The organism is Blautia intestinihominis (assembly GCF_040096655.1).
Taxonomy (GTDB): domain Bacteria; phylum Bacillota; class Clostridia; order Lachnospirales; family Lachnospiraceae; genus Blautia_A; species Blautia_A intestinihominis.
The window spans coordinates 69444-89050 of sequence record NZ_JBBMEI010000002.1; the positions used below are offsets into that span (position 1 = coordinate 69444).

Consider the following 19607-nt stretch of genomic DNA (forward strand, 5'->3'; position numbering starts at 1 on the left):
AAAATTCTACGCTATGCTGTGGCAAACGACTCTTATTTGTAAAAAGAAATCGGTTTTGCAGCATAAAAAATCCCCGGAATCATCTTCCCGGGGTACTGAGCACGTATGAATTATTCGTGTTCTTCTCTCATCCAGACTTTACTGTCGGTTCCGGAATTCTGACTCTCTGTAAGCCAGTCACCAGATCAGCCGCATTACGCGGGTCGCGGACTATACCGCCGGTAGGGAATTCCGATCTTCTGTAAATCAGTCACCCTGCCCCGAAGAATTTTCTTTTATCTGAGAGATATTATACAACCAACTTTCTTACAATGCAATAGAAAATAATAAAGACACTGACAATTTTGAAAAACATTTTCAAAAATATATCAGTGTCTCTATGAATTTAATACTATATTCTTATCGTTCTTCGCGGAAATACGGAAGTCCCAGTGCAGCCGGCGGCTGATGTTCTTTCTTCTTTCGGAAGCTTGTGAATACCAGAACGATGATGGTTACGACATATGGAAGAGCCTTGAATACTTCCTGCATGCTTCTTCCGAGTCCCGGAATATACAGGTACAGGATGTAAAGTGCCCCAAAGAGGAATGCTCCCCAGATCGCATTGAGCGGTTTCCACAGTGCAAAGATAACCAGTGCGACTGCAAGCCATCCACGGTCACCAAAGCCGTTATCTGTCCAGGTTCCACCGGAGTATTCCATTACGAAATACAGCCCGCCAAGTCCTGCCAGGCCTGCACCGATACAGGTTGACAGATATTTGTATTTGATAACGTTGATACCGGCTGCATCTGCAGTTCCCGGGTTCTCACCGATCGCACGGAGGTTCAGTCCCATTCTCGTTTTAAATAAGAAGAATGACAGTGCGATCGCTGCGATCACACAGAGATAAGTCATAAATCCGTAGTTAAATAAGATCGGTCCAATTACAGGGATCTTGGATAAGCCAGGGATTTTTGCCGTATAGGCACTTCCTGTTACCTTAACAGAAATCTGTCCGACACCACCGGCAAGTTTGGAGATGGAACCACCAAAGAAGTTACCAAATCCAGTACCAAAGATGGTAAGGGCAAGACCTGTTACGTTCTGGTTTACACGAAGTGTGATCGTCAGGATACTGTAGATCAGTCCACCGATCATTGCACATGCAAATGCACATACAAACGATATCAGAACTCCGACAAAAGCATTCGGGTTCGGATTGTCTTTTTCATAAAGGAAGGCTCCCATCAGTCCGGCGATACCTCCCATGTACATGATTCCCGGGATACCAAGGTTCAGGTTACCGGATTTTTCCGTCATGATCTCTCCAAGCGCACCATACAGAATACAGATGCCCTGGACAATTGCTTTTTGAATAAAAATGGTCAGTACACTCATTGCATCTTCCTCCTATTTCTTTGCACGCTTTACTCTGTAATTGATAAAAAATTCTGCTCCGATCAGGAAAAACAGAATGATTCCAAGGATTACATCAGATGCATTCTCGTTCAGTCCATACTGTGTCGCAATCTGAACAGCACCCTGATCCATGAATACGATACCAAAAGAAACAGCTACCATAATAAAGGTATTGAATTTGGAAAGCCACGCAACGATGATCGCTGTAAATCCGCGGCCACCTGCTGTCGCAGTAGAGATCGTATGGCTCGCGCCGCTGACAATTACAAATCCTGCAATACCGCAGATCGCACCGGAAATTGCCATGGTACGGATGATGACTTTCTTTACATGGATACCTGCATATCTGGCGGTATTTTCACTCTCACCGACTACAGCGATCTCATAACCCTGTTTGCAGTATTTCAGGTAGATGAACATACCGACTGTCAGGATCAGGACGATCAGCACATTCCATCCATATTTCTGTCCAAAGAGTTCTGGCAGCCATCCTGCCTGTGTTGCCTGATTGATGATACCGACTGTATTGGATCCTTTTGGATTTTCCCAGAAAACAATGCAGTAGGTAACGACCTGCATCGCAACGTAGTTCAGCATCAGTGTGAACAGTGTCTCATTGGTATTCCAGTATGCCTTGAATACTGCCGGGATCATTCCCCAGATCATGCCGCCAATGGCACTTGCAATAAACATTACGATCAGAAGCAGAATCGGTGACATTTTGTCCCCTGCATAGATCATTACTGCTGCAGAGCATGCTCCACCGATCAGGATCTGGCCTTCTGCACCGATGTTCCAGAATTTCATCTTGAATGCCGGTGCAAGACCGATCGCGATACACAGAAGGATCATCATATCACGGATCGTCTGCCAGATACGGCGCTCGGAGCCCATGGCTCCATCCCAGATTGCCTTGTATACATCTACCGGATTCATTTTGACAAGTGCCACGATCACTGCACCACACACGATCAGTGCAAGGATCAGTGCGATAAAACGGATCAGAAGTCTTTCCTGCCATCCGGCTTTGTTTCTTCGTTTACTTACCTGTAAGAAAGGTTCTTTATTCATTGACAGCCCCTCCTTTTTCGTGCTTCGTCATGAGAAGACCGATTCCTTCTTTGGTCGCTGTTCTTCCGTCAACCACTCCGCTGATCCTGCCGCCACAGAGAACTGCGATACGGTCACAGAGTTCCAGTACAACGTCCAGATCCTCAATGACGCAGACAACTGCAACGCCTTTTTTCTTCTGTTCGTTCAGAAGCTGATAGATAACATGAGAAGTGTTGATATCCACGCCTCGTGTCGGGAAAGCGACAAGGAGAACTTTCGGGTTCTGTGCGATCTCACGTCCAACCAGAACTTTCTGGACATTTCCACCGGACATCTGGCGGACCGGAGCGGAAATACTCGGTGTCATGACTTCAAGCTGATCTTTGATCTTCTGTGCAAGGGCTCTCGGACCTTTACGGTCGAGGAAAGGACTTTTGCCGTTGCGGTAGCTTCTAAGCATCATATTATCGGTCATATCCATGTCTCCGACGAGTCCCATACCGATACGGTCCTCAGGAACGAAAGCAAGACTGATTCCTGCTTCATTGATAGAAATGGAATCCATTCCGGAAAGTTCCATTCCGCTTCCATTGTCATCCAGAAGTCGGATGGAACCACTTTCTACATCCTGCAGACCGGCGATCGCCTCCAGAAGTTCCTTCTGGCCGCTTCCGGAAATACCGGCAATACCAAGGATCTCACCTGTGTTTACTGTCAGATCTACATCATCCAGAGTTTTGACATCGTCTTTGTCCTTACAGTTTACGCCTTCAATGACCAGGCGCGGCTTTATATTCTCCGGCTTCGGACGCTCGATATTCAGGTCAACTCTTGCGCCAACCATCATTTCAGAAAGGCTCTGCACATTTGCCTGGGCAGTTTCCACAGTGTCAATATACTGGCCTTTACGGAGGATCGCCACGCGGTCAGACAGTGCAAGAACCTCCTGCAGTTTATGCGTGATAATGATGATCGCACATCCGTCATCTCTCATGTTACGAAGGATATCAAATAATCGGTCGGCTTCCTGCGGTGTCAGCACGGCTGTCGGCTCATCCAGTATCAGGATCCTGGCACCACGATAAAGCATCTTTACGATTTCGACGGTCTGTTTCTCGGAAACGGACATTTCGTAGATTTTCTTTGAAAGATCCAGGTCAAATCCGTACTTGTTGACCAGTTTCTGGATATCCTCTGTGATCTTTTTCATATTGAGTCTTGCCTTGCCCGGCAGACCCAGGACGATATTTTCGGCTGCTGTCAGTACATCTACCAGTTTGAAATGCTGATGTACCATACCGATTCCAAGTTCGTAGGAATCCTTCGGCGAACAGATTGTTACCTCCTTGCCATTTACAAAAATATGTCCTTCATCCGGATAATAAATTCCGTAGATCATATTCATGAGAGTTGTCTTGCCGCTTCCGTTTTCACCCAGGATCGCAAGAATCTCTGATTTTCTCAGCGTGAGATTTACATGGTCATTCGCCTGGACGGATCCAAAACGCTTGGAAATATCCTTAAGTTCAAGTGCATAAGTTTCTCCCACTGTCATTCCCTCCTTTTTTCTGTCTATAGACAAGAAAAAAGCAGAGCTGCTGACGAGCAGCCCTGCCTGTTTCAATTCTTATTCTGTAATAGAAGTGATTCCGTCGATCGCTACATCGAATGCCGGTGCAGAACCATATTCGGATTCATGGAAGTATCCGTCAGAAACGTATTCTGTGTCGCTGCCGTCTTTCTTATAGGTAGTAAGTTCTTTGCCATCTACTGTGAATGTAGAGGTATCAAATACATGAAGAGATCCGTCTGCAAGTGCGTCTTCTACTTCTTTTACTTTCTCATCTGTTCCTTCTGCTACAACGTTCTCGTTGAGTGGTGTGATCTTGTCTGCACCATCGGAGAAGCCTTTGCACCAGTCAGTATCGATTGCTGTGCCATCAAGCATGCACTGTACTGCATATGTGTAATATACACCCCAGTCCATGGATGCGGATGTAAGTGCTGTGTTAGGAGCAACGGATGTCATATCAATGTTGTATCCAACGCAAGGAACGCCTGCTGCTTCACATGCTGTAGGAGCACCTGTTGTATCTGCATGCTGGCTGATCAGAACACATCCGTCAGAGATCAGGGCATCTGCACATTCTTTCTCAAGGTCGAAGCTTGCCCAGCTGTTTGTGTATTTAACTTCCATTGTTACGGACGGGCATACGCTCTTAGCTCCAAGGTAGAAGGAAGTGTATCCGGAAATAACCTCTGCGTACGGGAATGCACCTACATAACCCATTTTGCAGTTATCCTCTGTAATAGTGCCGTCCTCGATCATCTGATTCAGTTTCAGACCTGCTACTACACCGGATACATAACGTGCTTCATAAATATTTGTGAAGTAGTTGTGCATGTTGGAAAGTCCGCTTGATGCTGCCTGAGTTCCTGTTGCATGACAGAACTGAACGTCCGGATATTCCCCTGCTGCTTCAAGGATATAAGTTTCATGTCCAAAGCTGTTTGCAAAGATGATCTGACATCCCTGGTCTGCAAGGTCTGCTGCTGCATCGTAGCATCCTTCGTCTTCACCGATCAGAGTTTTCTCGATGACCTGTGAATCATCCAGTCCAAGGTTCTCTACCATTTCGTCGATACCAGCCATATGAGCTGCTGTATAGCCTTCGTTCTCATCTCCGATATAGATCGCACCAATCTTGATGTCTTCCTTTGCGATTCCTGCGCCACTTTCGCTGTCATCACTTGCATATACAGGTGCTGTCATAGAAACTGCCATTGCTGCTGCAAGTCCGATTGCCAATGCTTTTTTCATTCTTCTTTCCTCCATTTTCTCTTTTTACTCCTCTACCTACAGTTCACCGAACAAAAGAGGCACAACACTTTCTGTTACGCCTCTTTGCAAGTGCTTTTACTATACATTCCGATCTGCAAATTGTCAATAAATTCGAACAAAAACGCATTATTTATTTGACACCCTAATTTTTTTTGTATTTTATTTCGCATAATCTTAAATAGGAAATCTTTGGCAGTTTTGTCCGAAGTCTCAGCATTTCTCCTTGACTTTTTCGCGTTAAAGCGTTATACTTTAAAAAGTTAATTCGATTCAAGTGTGAATCAACAAAACAGGAGGACTTAAAATATGAAAAAGCAGATTTTAGCAGGTGTTCTTTCTGCAACAATGGTAGTTGGCATGGGCGGTGTCAGCGTATTCGCAGCAGATAATGCAGATGATAAAACTTACAACATCGGTATTTGCCAGCTTGTACAGCATGAGGCACTTGACGCAGCAACACAGGGATTCAAGGATGCCATCACAGAAGAACTTGGCGACAAAGTTACATTTGATGAGCAGAACGCACAGGGTGATTCCAATACCTGTTCTACTATCATCACAGACTTCGTTTCTGACGGTGTAGACCTGATTCTTGCAAACGCAACTCCTGCACTTCAGGCAGCTTCAGCTGGTACAGCAGATATCCCGATCCTTGGTACTGCAGTTACCGAATATGGTGTTGCACTTGACCTTGACGATTTCGACGGAACTGTTGGAACCAACATTTCCGGTACATCTGACCTTGCTCCACTGGATCAGCAGGCAGCAATGCTCAACGAACTGTTCCCGGATGCAAAGAACGTCGGACTTGTTTACTGCTCCGCAGAAGCAAACTCCCAGTACCAGGTAGATACAGTAAAGGATGCCCTTGAAAAATTAGGATACACCTGCACTTACTACGCATTCTCAGATTCCAACGACCTTTCTTCCGTAGCTACTACAGCTGCTACAGAAAGCGATGTGATCTACGTACCAACAGATAACACAGTTGCTTCCAACACAGAGATCATCAACAACATCTGCCTTCCGGAGAAAGTTCCGGTAATCGCCGGTGAAGAAGGTATCTGCCAGGGATGCGGTGTTGCTACTCTTTCCATCAGCTACTATGACCTTGGTGTTGCTACAGGTAAAATGGCACTCAAAGTTCTCGTTGACGGAGAAGACATTTCCACAATGCCAATCGAATATGCTCCACAGTTCACCAAAGAATACAACCCGGAGATCTGTGACGAACTTGGAATCACAGTTCCGGATGACTATGTGGCAATCGGTGCTGACGATGCAGCAGACGAAGAAGAAACATCCGAGGATGCTGATGCAGAAGCAGCAGACGACACAGCAGAGGAAGATACTGCTGAAGAAGCTGAATAATTCTGACAATTAATCTAAAATCACAAATTCACACTGACAGCGGGAGAGGAATAACCTTTCTCGCTTTCTGTGTCATCAGGAGGAACTATAAAAATGAACATTATGAGCTTAATCAATGCACTTCCGGGTGCTTCTGCCCAGGGTCTGATATGGGGGATCATGGCAATCGGTGTCTATCTTACTTTCCGTATTCTGGACGTAGCCGACCTTACTGTTGATGGTACCATGTGTACCGGAGGTGCTGTCTGCGTTATGATGCTTATGAGCGGTCATAACATCTGGGTATCCATGCTTGCTGCAACCGGCGCAGGAATGCTTGCCGGTCTTGCAACAGGAATCTTCCACACTTTCATGGGAATCCCGGCGATCCTTGCCGGAATCCTGACACAGCTTGGTCTTTACTCTGCCAACCTCAAGATCATGGGCAAAGCAAACCAGGCAGTCAACGGAAACAAATACAACCTTCTTGTTTCCCTTCGAAATGTCAAAAATGTTCCATTTTATCAGAATACAATTCTGATCGTTGCAATCTTTATCGTTGTTCTGATCGCGATCCTGTACTGGTTCTTCGGTACTGAACTCGGATGTTCTCTCCGTGCTACCGGATGTAACCCGAATATGTCCCGTGCACAGGGTATCAACACAGATGTATGCAAGGTACTCGGACTTATGATCTCCAACGGACTGGTTGCTCTTTCCAGTGCACTTCTTGCACAGTATCAGGGATTCGCTGATGTCAACATGGGACGTGGCGCGATCGTTATCGGTCTTGCTGCTGTTATCATCGGCGAGGCGATCTTCGGAAAGATCTTCCGCAACTTTGCTCTTCGTCTTCTGAGCGTTGCATTTGGTTCTATCCTCTACTATCTGGTACTCCAGACTGTTATCTGGCTCGGAATCGATACAGACCTTCTGAAGATGCTGTCTGCACTTGTAGTAGCGATCTTCCTTGCTGTACCTTACTGGAAAGCAAAATATTTTTCAAAACCTACGAAACGTGGAGGTAACAACTGATGCTTGAGCTGAAAAACATTTACAAAACTTTTAATCCTGGAACTATCAATGAAAAAGTGGCTCTGAACGGTCTGAACCTCACTCTGAATGAAGGAGATTTTGTTACAGTTATCGGTGGAAATGGTGCCGGTAAATCTACCATGCTGAATGCAGTTGCGGGTACATGGATGGTCGATGAAGGACATATCATCATTGATGGTGTTGATGTTACGAAATTATCAGAACATAAGAGAGCAGCCTACCTGGGACGTGTTTTCCAGGACCCTATGACTGGTACTGCTGCTACAATGGGTATCGAAGAAAATCTTGCACTGGCGAAACGTCGTGGAAAACTTCGTCTGCTGAAACCCGGTATCACAAAGGCAGAACGTGCAGAATATAAAGAATTACTTAAAATCCTTGGTCTGGGACTTGAGGACCGTCTTACTTCCAAGGTCGGACTTCTTTCCGGTGGACAGAGACAGGCGCTGACACTGCTTATGGCTACGCTCCAGAAGCCGAAGCTGCTTCTGCTGGACGAACATACCGCAGCACTCGACCCAAAGACAGCGGCGAAGGTACTTGAGATCACAGAAATGATCGTAAACCGGGATCACTTGACTACAATGATGATCACTCATAATATGCAGGACGCGATCATCCATGGAAATCGTCTGATCATGATGATGGAAGGCAAGATCATCCTGGATATCCAGGGTGAAGAAAAAAAGAAACTGACCGTACGCGACCTCCTCGACCAATTCGAAAAAGCCAGCGGCCAGGAATTCAGTAATGACTCCGCTCTGCTGAGTTGATTTGGTGGGCTGTGTGGTTGTTAAAGGGACGCAGTCAAGAAATGGCATGGGAATTCAAACCGGCTTCGTCGTCCGGAAGTACTAAGGGATAACCTGTCTGCTAAAAGCATTCATAGAAACTGCAAACTCGCTTCGCTCAAACAGTGCAGTTTCTATGAATAACGCAGCCAGAACATCCCTAAGTGCTTCCATGGACTCCTGCAGAGTGTTTGCCTTCCCATGCCATTTTTGACTGCTGACTTTTCCCCCAGCCAAATGGTCAACTAGGTTCGCTCCGCCGCGCGTTCCGCGCGTGCAGCTACGCTCTTCAAATATTCAGCGGTACATAACGGCCTACGGCCGTTCGCGTACCGCGTCCCCCTTCATCCCCATTCCGGTATTATGGTGCGTCTTGAGGGGCGGAGCGGTCTTCCCCACACGACCACGCATATACCGTCTCCTACTTCGTTCCCTTCATAGAAAGACTGATTCTTTTTTTCTTGAGGTCTACGCCGATCACGCGCACATCCACAACATCTCCAACAGACACTGCCTCAAGCGGATGTTTGATATATTTCTCACTCATCTCAGAAATATGCACCAGTCCATCCTGATGCACTCCGATATCTACGAAAGCTCCAAAATCAATCACATTTCGCACTGTACCCTTAAGGATCATACCCTCTTTCAGATCCTTCATATCAAGTACATCCGTCCTCAGAACCGGTTTCGGCATCTCATCTCGTGGGTCTCTTGCCGGTTTTTCCAGCTCTTTAACGATGTCACGAAGTGTCGGCTCTCCTACGCCAAACTCCTCTGCGAGCTTCTTGTAATTTTTGATCTGCTTTGAGATTCCGCTCAGCTTGCCAACCGTGATATCCTCCGGTGCATAGCCAAGTTTTTCCAGAAGCTTCTGCGCTGCCTCATAACTCTCCGGATGCACACTCGTTGCATCCAGTGGATTCTTACCGCCTGTGATACGCGCGAATCCTGCACACTGCTCAAACGCCTTCGGTCCGAGCTTCGCAACCTTGAGAAGCTCACGACGGCTCTCAAACCTGCCGTTCTCCTCACGATACGCAACGATATTTTTCGCGATCGCCTTGCTGATACCGGAAATATACTCCAGAAGCGATGCAGACGCCGTATTCAGATCCACACCAACCTTATTTACACAGTCCTCAACAACTCCACTCAGTGCCTCACCAAGCTTCTTCTGGTTCATATCATGCTGATACTGTCCGACACCGATCGACTGCGGTGTGATCTTAACGAGCTCTGCAAGCGGATCCTGAAGACGTCTTGCGATGGAAGCCGCACTTCTCTGTCCCACATCAAAATTCGGGAACTCCTCTGTTGCCAGCTTGCTCGCGGAATATACAGAAGCACCAGCCTCATTCGTGATCACATACTGAACTTTCTCCGGGATTTCCTTAAGCAGTTCCACAATGATCTGCTCAGACTCCCTGGACGCTGTTCCATTTCCAAGAGAAATAAGAGAAACATTGTATTTCCTGATCAGTTTCTTAAGTGTATCTTTTGCCGCCTGGATCTTCTTCTCATTAGTCGGTGCTGTCGGATAGATCACAGTCGTATCCAGCACTTTTCCGGTAGGATCTACGACTGCCAGCTTACATCCTGTACGGAATGCCGGGTCCCAGCCGAGGACAACTTTGCCTACGATCGGAGGCTGCATCAGAAGCTGCTCAAGGTTTTTTCCAAAGACATGAATCGCACCGTCCTCAGCGTTTTCTGTCAGGCTGCTACGGATCTCCCTCTCGATCGCCGGGGCGATCAGACGCTTGTAGCTGTCCTCCACTACTTCACGGAGAACCGGTGTTGTGATCGGATTATCCTTTGCCAGGACCTGCTTCTGCAGCCAGCCAAGGATTTCTTCCTCCGGTGCATTTACCTTGACTGTGAGGATTTTTTCCTTCTCACCACGGTTCAGGGCGAGCACACGATGTCCGGCAAGCTTCTTGATCGGCTCCTCAAATTCATAGTACATCTCATATACAGAAGACTCTTCCGGTTTCTTCGCTGCAGATGCAACAGAACCTTTTTTCATGGTAAGGTCACGGATATAGATTCGATAATCTGCCTCATCAGAAATCGTCTCTGCCAGAATATCCTTCGCTCCGTTCAGCGCGTCCTCTACGGTCTCTACGCCTTTTTCCTCAGAAAGAAAAGCTTTAGCTTCCTCTTCCAGCGGTTTCTTTGTCATCTGAAGCATGATGATATTCGCCAGCGGCTCAAGTCCTTTTTCCTTCGCAATGATCGCTCTTGTACGTCTCTTCGGACGGTATGGACGATAAAGATCCTCTACTACTACGAGGGTCTTGGCATCCAGAATCTGCTTCTTCAGTTCCGGTGTCAGTTTGCCTTGCTCTTCAATGCTTGTAAGTACCTGATTTTTCTTATCTTCCAAATTTCTCAGGTAAAGAAGTCTTTCGTGCAGGGTACGGAGCTGCTCATCGTTCAGAGAGCCTGTCGCTTCTTTACGATAACGGGAAATAAACGGGATCGTACATCCCTCATCGATCAGCTTTACAGCAGCCTCTACCTGCCATTTCTGTACTTTAAGTTCGTCGGTTATCACCTGAATAATATCCATAAATAAAAATCTCCTTTTGTGCCCGTAAATAAATCTGCTTAATAACTATGCTTCTGCATTATAATCGTCTGATGCCGTATTTTTGTAAAAAGACTCTTCCTTCTTCTCCGGCTCATCAAACTCTCCCAGAATATCTCTGTAAAAAGCCGTTTCAGACGCTTCCATATACGGAAGTACCCACAGAAGCGGAATCCCCATGAATAGAAGTGACACGATCAGCAGCGGTGCAAAGCTTAGCTGCAGCATAAGATACTGCCAAATATGTCCCTTCATCAAACGCATGCTCTGTTTCAGGGACTCTACTCCTCCCATCTCCGGATTATCTGCCAGAAGATAAAAACTGAGCGCAAGCGGTACTGTGATAAGTACATTCAGTACTACACTCAGGATCATGATTCCCATGATCATCTGCATCCAGTTCATCTGCGCTTCGATCGTGCTTCCTGGATCGGTCAGATATACCGCAAAATAGATCGGAAGCTGTGAGACTGTGTTCAGAAGTGCCATTACAAATGCCGCGATCAGCACTCTGTCCGGCTGATTATGAAACATATACAGAAGATTTCCAAGGCTGAACTCCCTGCCTCTGCTCATATTCAACATCATATAGCTGTATCCTGTACCGAATACCATCGCGATCAGCGACACAACAAATACAAAAATCTGCCCGGCTGCGATCTCCAGCATAGAATTTCCCGGAAAAAGCTCCAGCGAAAGGACATTTCCCAGAAAGTTCACCGCCATATAAGCCAGCATTCCCGCGATCGCGATGATCCAGTTTCCTCTGAGAGCTGCCTTGGCACTTGTTTTCCAGTATTTTCGGTTTCTTTTCATTTTTGACTCCTGTTTTCTGTAAACAACGAAGGAATTCCACCCCTGAAACCACAGAGATGAAATTCCTTCCATTTTATTTAATCTGCCAGGTTAAATGCGTCATGTACTGCGTTCATCGCTCTTACACCGTCTTTTTCGTTGATAAGAACTGTCACGCGGATCTCTGATGTGGAGATCATGTTAATGTTGACGCCCTCATTATAAAGACTCTCAAACATCTTTGCCGCAACACCAGGATTACTCATCATTCCGGCTCCGACAATAGAAAGTTTGGCAATATTTCTCTCAGAATGAAGTTCCTGGTATCCAAGTCTTGCTTTGTTTTCATCAAGGACTGCCATTGCATCATCCAGATCCTTGTCATCTACGGTGAAGGAAATATCCTTGGTTCCCGCACGTCCGATAGACTGAAGGATCACATCTACGTTGATGTTTTTCTTTGCCAGTACATCAAATAATCTGAACGCCACGCCCGGGGTATCCTTCAGACCGATCACGGCGATTCTTACTGCATCTGTATCAAGCGCAACTCCGCTGATCAGCATTCTTTCCACTGTTACTTCCTCCTTTACAACAGTTCCTTCGCTTGTATTCAAACTGGAACGTACCACGAGCGGTACGCCGTATTTCTTTGCCATTTCCACAGAACGATTGTGGAGCACTCCGGCACCAAGTGTTGCCAGATCCAGCATCTCATCATAAGTGATCTCCTTGAGCTTGCGGGCTGTCGGAACTTTACGCGGATCTGCTGTATATACGCCGTCTACGTCAGTGTAGATCTCGCAGGCATCTGCATGAAGTGCCGCTGCCAGAGCAACTGCTGTCGTATCGGAGCCGCCTCTTCCAAGCGTTGTATAATCATCGTATTTATTGACTCCCTGGAAACCTGTCACAACAACGATCTTGTGGTTTTCCAGTTCTCTCTTGATTCTTTCGGTATCAATCCTCTTGAGTCTTGCATTTCCGTGAACGCTTGTAGTATGCATTGCGACCTGGAATGCGTTCAGAGAAACAGACGGAACGCCCAGTTTATCGAATGCCATGGACATCAGCGCCACGGACATCTGCTCTCCGATCGTAAAAAGCATATCCATCTCACGCTTCGGCGGTTTCTCATTGATATCCTTTGCCATAGTGATGAGTTCATCTGTGTATTTACCCATTGCAGAAAGAACTACCACCACATCATTGCCTTTTTTGTATTCTTCTATGCATCTTCCGGCGACATTAAAGATACGCTCTTTGTTTGCAACTGAAGTGCCGCCGAATTTTTTTACTATTAACATAGTTTCTCCCCCGAAAAAAATGTCAGTCTTTGACACGGATCATAGTGACCACACTGCCATTTAATTTCTGAACTTTTTCTTTATATTCTCCCTGTTTCATCTTGGTGGTGATAAATCCAAATTCACCCGGGAGGTTCTTGAGATTTACGATCTCAACGTCGTCAAAAACAGCTTCTACCTGGTCTACGGTTGTGCCTTCGACTCTTACAAAAAATCTTCCCTCAACTTCATCCATCGGAATCAGTTCAAGCGGTTTGCTGGACCAGTTTGTCATAATGTTCTTGTGGAGGTGCTTTGCTTCGTCTACTACGTCAGCAACTACTGCGCTTGCTGTCGGAAGTTTGCCTGCGCCGCTTCCATAGAACATTGCATCACCAAGGACATTGCCATGGACAAATACTGCATTGAATACGTCATTTACGCTGTAAAGCGGGCTGCTCTTACCTACCAGGAACGGTGCTACCATTGCGTAGAAAGAATCGTCTCCGATCTTGCGGCTGGTACCGAGAAGTTTGATCGTCATGTCAAGTTCTTCTGCGTACTGCATATCCTCTGGTGTGATCTTGGTGATTCCTTCGGTATAAATATCCTCGTAATTCAGGAATTTACCGTATGCCAGAGAAGAAAGGATCGCGATCTTACGGCATGCATCATATCCCTCTACATCGGCTGTCGGGTCTGCCTCGGCGTATCCCTTTGCCTGAGCTTCCTTGAGAACTGTATCAAATTCGCAGCCTTCTGTGCTCATCTTGTACATCATGTAGTTGGTGGTTCCGTTGAGGATACCTGTGATCTCATCGATCTCATCTGCTGTCAGAGAAGAGTTCAGTGCACGGATGATCGGGATTCCACCACCGCAGCTTGCTTCAAACAGGAAGTTGATGTTTTTCTCGCGTGCGATCTCCATAAGTTCCGGGCCGTGTTTGGCTACCAGGGCTTTGTTGGAGGTGCAGACGCTTTTGCCGGATTCGAGGGCACGTTTTACAAAGGTGTATGCCGGCTCGATTCCTCCCATAACTTCTACTACGATGTCTACCTCCGGATCGTTTGCGATCACGTCATAGTCGTGAACAAGGACTTTCTCTACCGGATCTCCCGGGAAATCTCTCAGATCCAGTACATATTTGATGTTGATCTCTGCGCCGGCTCTCTTATTGATGCTGTTATGGTTGGTGTTGATAACCTCTACCACACCGCTTCCTACTGTACCGTATCCTAATACTGCAATATTTACCATAGCTTGGTTTCCTCCTGCGTTCTTTCTTATAGTTATTCTCTTCCGAGGATCTTCAGATAATGGATTCCATCTCTCTGTTCGATCTCATCCACCATAGCCTCTGCGTCTCCCTCACCCGGCAGGATATCCACGCTGAGTGTGAGGGTTGCCACTCCATTGATCGGAATACTCTGATGGATCGTCAGGATATTTCCATGGAAACGTGCAATGGTCTGAAGCACAACAGACAAGATTCCCGGTTCATCATCCATCTGAATGATGAAAGTGATCGTCTTTCCTCTGGCTTCTTCGTGAAAAGGAAAAATATCATCCTTATATTTATAAAAGGAGCTTCTGCTGATACCGGTCTGCTCTGCTGCTTCCTGCACAGTGCTCACTTTCTCTGAATCGAGTAATTTCTTTGCCTGTACCACTTTCAACAAAACTTCCGGAACCGCTCGCTCCCTGACTACAAAATACTTCTTTTTTTCTGTTGTTTTTCCCATTATGACCTTCCTGTCTCTGCTGACTTTATCGTTACTGTTCACAGCAACTCTTTATCCATTTGATGAAACACATATCCCTCTCAGGAGATGTCCGTTTTCAAAAGACAACTGTTTTCCTATGAGGGATATGTTATCACACCTCTGCAAAGTCTGCAAGGCTTTTTTGTCTTATGATTCAGCCGGTTTCTTGGCTAATGCGATCCATTTCAGGTAGGCGTTGATGAACGGATCGATGTCTCCGTCAAGAACTGCGTCTACATTTCCGGTTTCTTCGCTTGTTCTGTGATCCTTGACCATGGTGTATGGCTGCATAACATAGGATCTGATCTGATTTCCCCAGCCGATATCGGTTACTTCACCACGGATACCGGAAAGTTTCGCTTCTGCTTCCTGCTGCTTGAGGAGGAAGAGTTTGGCTTTCAGCATCTGCATGGCTTTGTCCTTGTTCATGTGCTGAGAACGTTCATTCTGACACTGTACTACGATTCCTGTCGGGAAATGTGTAATACGGATCGCGGATGATGTCTTGTTGATATGCTGTCCACCGGCACCGCTGCTTCGGTAGGTATCGATACGGATGTCGTCATCGTTGATCTCTACATCCAGGTCTTTCTTGATATCCGGCATAACATCGCAGGATACGAAGGAAGTCTGGCGTTTGCCTGCTGCATTGAACGGAGAAATACGGACAAGACGGTGTACACCTTTCTCGGATTTGAGATAGCCGTAAGCATTCTCTCCGTTGACCTGGAAGGTAACGGATTTGACACCGGCTTCATCGCCGTCGAGGTAATCAAGCACTTCCATACTGAATCCCTTGCGGTCTACCCAGCGGCTGTACATACGATAAAGCATTCCGCACCAGTCACAGGCTTCTGTTCCACCTGCTCCGGCATTGAGCTTGATGATCGCATTTTCGCTGTCATATTCTCCTGACAGTAATGTTTTAACACGGATGCTGTCGAAATCCTTCTGGAATTCGTCGAGCATCTCCTGAATCTCCGGAATGATCTCCGGATCATTTTCTTCATAGCCCATCTCGATCATGGTTTCCATATCTTCCAACTGGGTCTCCAGATTGTGGTATGTCTCCATGTCGTCCTTCATGCTCTTGAGTTCTTTCATCTTCTGCTGTGAAACCTCTGCATCATCCCAGAAGTCCGGTGCTTCCATTTCACGCTCTAATTCTTCAACCCTCTGCTCTTTGTTAGCGAGGTCAAAGTGAATCCCTCACTTCCACTAATGGTTCTGTGTATGTTGCAAGAATACTCTTGAACTGATCTAATTCAACCACAGCTTCACCTTCTTTCTATATATTCATATACTGTAATACCATACCATAGATTAGGGGAAACTGCAAGATTTGCAGTGTGAAAAGCCACGAATCCATTTTTTATTTTTGCATTTTTAACTCATCATTTTTATTGACATTGTATATAATATTACATACAATATAAGTATCAAAATTTGTATAAAGGAGGGAATTTCAATGGCTCAGACAAATGTAAATATCCGTATGGATGCAGAACTTAAGAAACAGTTTGAAGCCTTTTGTTCTGACATTGGCATGAGTATGACAACAGCATTCTGTGTCTTCGCCAAAAAAGCAGTTCGTGAACGCAGAATCCCATTCGAGATCACCGCTGACAGCGATCCATTCTACAGTCCTGCAAATATTGCACGACTTAAGAAGTCAATAGAGCAACTTGAAACCACCGGCGGTACGATACATGAGGTAAATATGGATGATAAAAGCATGATCTGATGAAGCATGGCAGGATTTTGAATAAATAATCTAATTTTGATTGCTCAGTGTGGTTCGCATTATAGAGATAAATAAAGCAAGTCCCCATCATACATGAAACTTTCCAATGTTTATATGCATGATGGGGATTTATATGTACTATAATTCTATTCTCTCCAGATCCTCCGGGACGAAAAGATTTCCGTGGAAGTATTTCTTTCCTTCTTCTGTGTAGAGTTCTTTGCGGCGGGCGATGTTCTTGTCCTCGGTGTGGTAGAGAATCAGATTCTGTACGCCGAGCTGCTCTGCCAGTTCGCTGGCGTCTTTGGCTGTGGAGTGATGTTTCTCGTATGGGTGGAATCTGTCTGCCTGGTCGAAGAGACAGAATGCTTCGTGAAGGAGCCATTTGCTGTTTTCGGCGTATTTTTTCTCGCATTCGTTGTATGGTTCGTCACCACAGCAGGTGAATTTCTCGCCATTGCCCATATCCATGCAGAAGCCAAACTGTTTCGCTTTGGTGGACTGGATGTCGAAGAATGTCGTCTTATGTCCCATGATGGTTCTTTCTTCTCCGTCTTCTACGACTACAAGGTGCAGACGGTCTCCAATGTAGCAGGTCTGTTTCTTAGGATAAAGCATCTCTGCCATTTCCTTGAGGATGCGGATGACCTCTTCGTGTCCGTAAATTGTTGCCTCACCTTCGTACTGTCCCTGTTTCATATGCTGGCAGATCATACGGATCATCCAGACAACACCCATGATGTGATCTACATGTTTGTGTGTCACGAAGATCTCGCGCATATCCATCCAGTCAAATCCGACATGTTTAAGCTGTGCAAGCAGTGTATTTCCACCACCGCCGTCAACCAGCAGATGCTTATCCCCATCTCTCAGCACAAAACATGTATTGTAACACTCAGTTACCATTGCATTTCCTGTTCCCAGCATTGTAATATCCATAAAAGCGTGAACCTCTCTTTCGTATCGGTGAATATTTTTCGGATATATCTTATCATAAGTGCAAAAGAAAGGAAACAGCATTTGCCGTTTCCTTTCGTGATTTGTTTATGAGAAAAAGCTCTCCGCCACGCTCATATCCGCAACGTATCCCACACTTCCGGTCATGTAGATGGTGCCGTCTTCGTGGATATCGATCTGAATCATGCCGCCTGGCTGGTTGATGTTGATACGGTTTTCAGTGAGACCGAGTTTGTATGCTGCCATTGCTGCGGCGCAGCTTCCTGTACCGGAGGCTTTGGTGTAGCCGGAACCGCGTTCCCAGATCTCGATGTCGAGATTGCCGGTGTCAATCTTACGGCAGATCTGGAGGTTCATCCTCTCCGGAAATTCATCGGCGTTTTCCACATATGGTCCAAGTTCTCTGGCTGCTTTTTCACTTACCTCATCCATAAAGATGATACAATGTGGATTACCGATCGTCAGACAGGTTGCCTTGTAATCTTTGTTGTTGAAGGTAAAGTCCTCATTGATAACCTCACGCACCTCGCCAGTCACTGGAATCTCTCTGGAAAGGAAGGATGCCTTTCCCATGTTTACACGAAATTCTGTAGCACGGCTGTTCAGGCACTCCACTTCAATAGAACCGGACAAAGTTTTGATCTCAAATTTTTTCTCTTTGACATATTCATGGTCAAGAAGGTATTTTGCAAAAATACAGACACCATTTCCGCTGATCGCCGCTTCGCTTCCGTCAGAGTTGTAGATATGCACGCCCATTTTTCCATTGATGTCCACCGGTCCGTACAGAACACCGTCTGCACCGAGTCCAAAACCTCTCTGACACATCAGAGCAATCTTTTTGCCCTGAAGCTGTACACGGTTCTTGTTCGGATCCAGTACCAGATAATCATTTCCAAGTCCCTGATATTTTATCATTGTAATGCAGTCTGTCATTGCTATGCCCTCCCGCTTGATTTGCTTATATTATGGATTTATCGTTACCCGCAATTCATTTAACCATTCGATAGTTCCAGTATATAAGCTATTTTTTACAATGTATATAGAATAAACTGCTCTATACCTTGCAAAAAATGCGGTCATGCTATTGTTTGACCCGTTCACAGCCTCCTGATCATGCCCATTTAATTGTTCCATAACTGGATTTCATTGTATACACCCTATCACATCTCAGACGAAATGGATACTGTTTTCTCGTGACCAGGCATAAATTCTTGTTTGTGTGTGCCCGCTGCATACTACAGTCAAGCATTTTCCATGCATTTCCATATTTTACCTCGCACCATCCATGTGGAGACAATGCGGCATATGGTCCTCTTGCAGTAACTGCACCACACGCCACACGCGCATCATAGCCCAGAACTCTTGCAATATATGCCATTGTAGAGGCATAATAATAGCAGTCACCTCTTCTGTAAGTAAACATGTAACCTGCACAGGAAGCAATCTGATTTGCCCGTGGTGCGTGATCTGTCATATTATAATAAGGATAATTAAGCAGTGTACGGAAACAGGTTCTAAGACGTTTAGAAGGCAGATCTGTTGCCTTTGAGTATCTCATGACAAAAGCAACTGCCTGACGGATTTCTTTCGTTGTAACCCTTACACCCGTTTTGTCCACATAAAAGTATCCAGTCGTTTTTGAGCCGACAATGTGATTCGTGATAAGCCTGCTGTTTCGGTCAAAATAATAATATTTATTCGAAATTTTCTTCCATCCCTTTGCTCTTATTCCTTTTACAGAATAATACTTTCCATTATTCTGGCTGAACCATCCGGTATACACTTTATTATTCTGATATACTTTGCCTTGTCGAATCGTAATCCCGGATGCGGCAGATACATTTATACCTCCCGCCATAAGTGCCAGCGCTATTATCAATACAGCTATTACATTTTTCCATGCTTTCTCCTTCATTGTTCTCTCCCTGTGTAAAATGATATTTTTTATTATACACCACTTCTTTTCCAGTGA

Annotated in this window: 17 protein-coding genes and 1 riboswitch; of the genes, 4 read left to right on the plus strand and 13 right to left on the minus strand. The window is 45.7% G+C overall.

The genetic code is table 11. The features are described 5' to 3' along the window. Window positions 1-115: 115 nt before the first annotated feature. A riboswitch (FMN riboswitch) is annotated at window positions 116-272 on the minus strand. A gap of 127 nt (window positions 273-399) precedes the next feature. From WMO75_RS01325 to WMO75_RS01340, 4 genes are all read right to left on the minus strand, one after another. Continuing rightward, window positions 400-1380 carry an ABC transporter permease gene (locus WMO75_RS01325; protein WP_022214028.1) on the minus strand — a complete coding sequence of 327 codons (981 nt, stop codon included), beginning with the start codon at window positions 1378-1380 and terminating at the stop codon, window positions 400-402. Window positions 1381-1392: 12 nt separating this feature from the next. Next, window positions 1393-2472: an ABC transporter permease gene (locus tag WMO75_RS01330; RefSeq protein ID WP_291581165.1), complete on the minus strand. Its 1080-nt coding sequence runs from the start codon at window positions 2470-2472 to the stop codon at window positions 1393-1395. Beyond that, complete coding sequence (locus WMO75_RS01335) at window positions 2465-4003, minus strand: ABC transporter ATP-binding protein (protein ID WP_022214030.1); 1539 nt, start codon at window positions 4001-4003, stop codon at window positions 2465-2467. Before WMO75_RS01335 ends, WMO75_RS01330 begins: the two co-directional genes overlap by 8 nt. Window positions 4004-4081: 78 nt before the next feature. Beyond that, window positions 4082-5239, minus strand: coding sequence for a BMP family ABC transporter substrate-binding protein (locus tag WMO75_RS01340; protein WP_417192302.1), 1158 nt, complete (start codon window positions 5237-5239; stop codon window positions 4082-4084). A gap of 363 nt (window positions 5240-5602) precedes the next feature. Between WMO75_RS01340 and WMO75_RS01345 the strand changes: the two genes are divergently transcribed. The 3 genes from WMO75_RS01345 (at window position 5603) to WMO75_RS01355 (ending at window position 8475) form a co-directional block, all read left to right on the plus strand. Further along, entirely contained in the window at window positions 5603-6667 is a 1065-nt protein-coding gene (locus WMO75_RS01345) for an ABC transporter substrate-binding protein (RefSeq protein WP_022214032.1), read from the plus strand. A gap of 93 nt (window positions 6668-6760) precedes the next feature. Beyond that, window positions 6761-7681: an ABC transporter permease gene (locus WMO75_RS01350; protein ID WP_022214033.1), complete on the plus strand. Its 921-nt coding sequence runs from the start codon at window positions 6761-6763 to the stop codon at window positions 7679-7681. Continuing rightward, complete coding sequence (locus WMO75_RS01355; protein ID WP_118251839.1) at window positions 7681-8475, plus strand: ABC transporter ATP-binding protein; 795 nt, start codon at window positions 7681-7683, stop codon at window positions 8473-8475. Before WMO75_RS01350 ends, WMO75_RS01355 begins: the two co-directional genes overlap by 1 nt. Before the next feature lie 439 nt (window positions 8476-8914). Here the strand turns inward: WMO75_RS01355 and WMO75_RS01360 are convergent, their stop codons facing one another. From WMO75_RS01360 to prfB, 6 genes are all read right to left on the minus strand, one after another. Beyond that, complete coding sequence (locus WMO75_RS01360) at window positions 8915-11068, minus strand: Tex family protein (protein ID WP_349077498.1); 2154 nt, start codon at window positions 11066-11068, stop codon at window positions 8915-8917. A gap of 45 nt (window positions 11069-11113) precedes the next feature. Further along, a complete protein-coding gene (locus WMO75_RS01365) occupies window positions 11114-11902 on the minus strand; it encodes a DUF975 family protein (RefSeq protein ID WP_022214036.1) in 789 nt (262 codons plus the stop codon). A 77-nt stretch (window positions 11903-11979) separates the two neighbouring features. Beyond that, window positions 11980-13188 carry an aspartate kinase gene (locus WMO75_RS01370; protein WP_022214037.1) on the minus strand — a complete coding sequence of 403 codons (1209 nt, stop codon included), beginning with the start codon at window positions 13186-13188 and terminating at the stop codon, window positions 11980-11982. Window positions 13189-13210: 22 nt separating this feature from the next. Further along, the gene (locus tag WMO75_RS01375; RefSeq protein ID WP_022214038.1) at window positions 13211-14425 is read right to left on the minus strand and encodes a homoserine dehydrogenase; all 1215 of its coding nucleotides are present in this window, start codon (window positions 14423-14425) and stop codon (window positions 13211-13213) included. Between the two features lie 32 nt (window positions 14426-14457). Then, window positions 14458-14910 (minus strand): ACT domain-containing protein, encoded by a 453-nt coding sequence (locus tag WMO75_RS01380; protein WP_022214039.1) that lies wholly within the window; start codon window positions 14908-14910, stop codon window positions 14458-14460. Window positions 14911-15078: 168 nt separating this feature from the next. Further along, window positions 15079-16204, minus strand: a protein-coding gene (gene prfB, locus WMO75_RS01385; protein WP_118251841.1) for a peptide chain release factor 2 whose coding sequence is annotated in 2 segments (ribosomal slippage) — window positions 15079-16128 and window positions 16130-16204 — 1125 coding nt in all. Because the reading frame shifts where the segments join, the coding sequence is not laid out codon by codon here. A 195-nt stretch (window positions 16205-16399) separates the two neighbouring features. On the opposite strand from prfB, the gene WMO75_RS01390 reads away from it, so the two are divergent. Beyond that, window positions 16400-16675, plus strand: a complete 276-nt coding sequence (locus WMO75_RS01390) for a type II toxin-antitoxin system RelB/DinJ family antitoxin (protein WP_118698477.1) — start codon at window positions 16400-16402, stop codon at window positions 16673-16675. A 138-nt stretch (window positions 16676-16813) separates the two neighbouring features. On the opposite strand, the gene WMO75_RS01395 is transcribed toward WMO75_RS01390, so the two are convergent. From WMO75_RS01395 to WMO75_RS01405, 3 genes are all read right to left on the minus strand, one after another. Then, on the minus strand, window positions 16814-17614 hold the full coding sequence (locus tag WMO75_RS01395) for an MBL fold metallo-hydrolase (protein WP_291581175.1): 801 nt from the start codon (window positions 17612-17614) through the stop codon (window positions 16814-16816). A 105-nt stretch (window positions 17615-17719) separates the two neighbouring features. Then, a complete protein-coding gene (gene dapF, locus WMO75_RS01400; RefSeq protein ID WP_349077499.1) occupies window positions 17720-18568 on the minus strand; it encodes a diaminopimelate epimerase in 849 nt (282 codons plus the stop codon). 178 nt (window positions 18569-18746) lie between these two features. Next, a complete protein-coding gene (locus WMO75_RS01405; protein WP_303217096.1) occupies window positions 18747-19550 on the minus strand; it encodes a transglutaminase domain-containing protein in 804 nt (267 codons plus the stop codon). Window positions 19551-19607: the final 57 nt, after the last annotated feature.

Excerpts from the sequence above, each read along its gene's own strand:
- WMO75_RS01325 (WP_022214028.1), bottom strand. The coding sequence starts at position 1,380 with ATGAGTGTACTGACCATTTTTATTCAAAAAGCAATTGTCCAGGGCATC.
- WMO75_RS01330 (WP_291581165.1), bottom strand. The coding sequence starts at position 2,472 with ATGAATAAAGAACCTTTCTTACAGGTAAGTAAACGAAGAAACAAAGCC.
- WMO75_RS01340 (WP_417192302.1), bottom strand. The coding sequence starts at position 5,239 with ATGGCAGTTTCTATGACAGCACCTGTATATGCAAGTGATGACAGCGAA.
- WMO75_RS01345 (WP_022214032.1), top strand. The coding sequence starts at position 5,603 with ATGAAAAAGCAGATTTTAGCAGGTGTTCTTTCTGCAACAATGGTAGTT.
- WMO75_RS01350 (WP_022214033.1), top strand. The coding sequence starts at position 6,761 with ATGAACATTATGAGCTTAATCAATGCACTTCCGGGTGCTTCTGCCCAG.
- WMO75_RS01355 (WP_118251839.1), top strand. The coding sequence starts at position 7,681 with ATGCTTGAGCTGAAAAACATTTACAAAACTTTTAATCCTGGAACTATC.
- WMO75_RS01360 (WP_349077498.1), bottom strand. The coding sequence starts at position 11,068 with ATGGATATTATTCAGGTGATAACCGACGAACTTAAAGTACAGAAATGG.
- WMO75_RS01365 (WP_022214036.1), bottom strand. The coding sequence starts at position 11,902 with ATGAAAAGAAACCGAAAATACTGGAAAACAAGTGCCAAGGCAGCTCTC.
- WMO75_RS01370 (WP_022214037.1), bottom strand. The coding sequence starts at position 13,188 with ATGTTAATAGTAAAAAAATTCGGCGGCACTTCAGTTGCAAACAAAGAG.
- WMO75_RS01375 (WP_022214038.1), bottom strand. The coding sequence starts at position 14,425 with ATGGTAAATATTGCAGTATTAGGATACGGTACAGTAGGAAGCGGTGTG.
- WMO75_RS01380 (WP_022214039.1), bottom strand. The coding sequence starts at position 14,910 with ATGGGAAAAACAACAGAAAAAAAGAAGTATTTTGTAGTCAGGGAGCGA.
- WMO75_RS01390 (WP_118698477.1), top strand. The coding sequence starts at position 16,400 with ATGGCTCAGACAAATGTAAATATCCGTATGGATGCAGAACTTAAGAAA.
- WMO75_RS01395 (WP_291581175.1), bottom strand. The coding sequence starts at position 17,614 with ATGGATATTACAATGCTGGGAACAGGAAATGCAATGGTAACTGAGTGT.
- dapF (WP_349077499.1), bottom strand. The coding sequence starts at position 18,568 with ATGACAGACTGCATTACAATGATAAAATATCAGGGACTTGGAAATGAT.
- WMO75_RS01405 (WP_303217096.1), bottom strand. The coding sequence starts at position 19,550 with ATGAAGGAGAAAGCATGGAAAAATGTAATAGCTGTATTGATAATAGCG.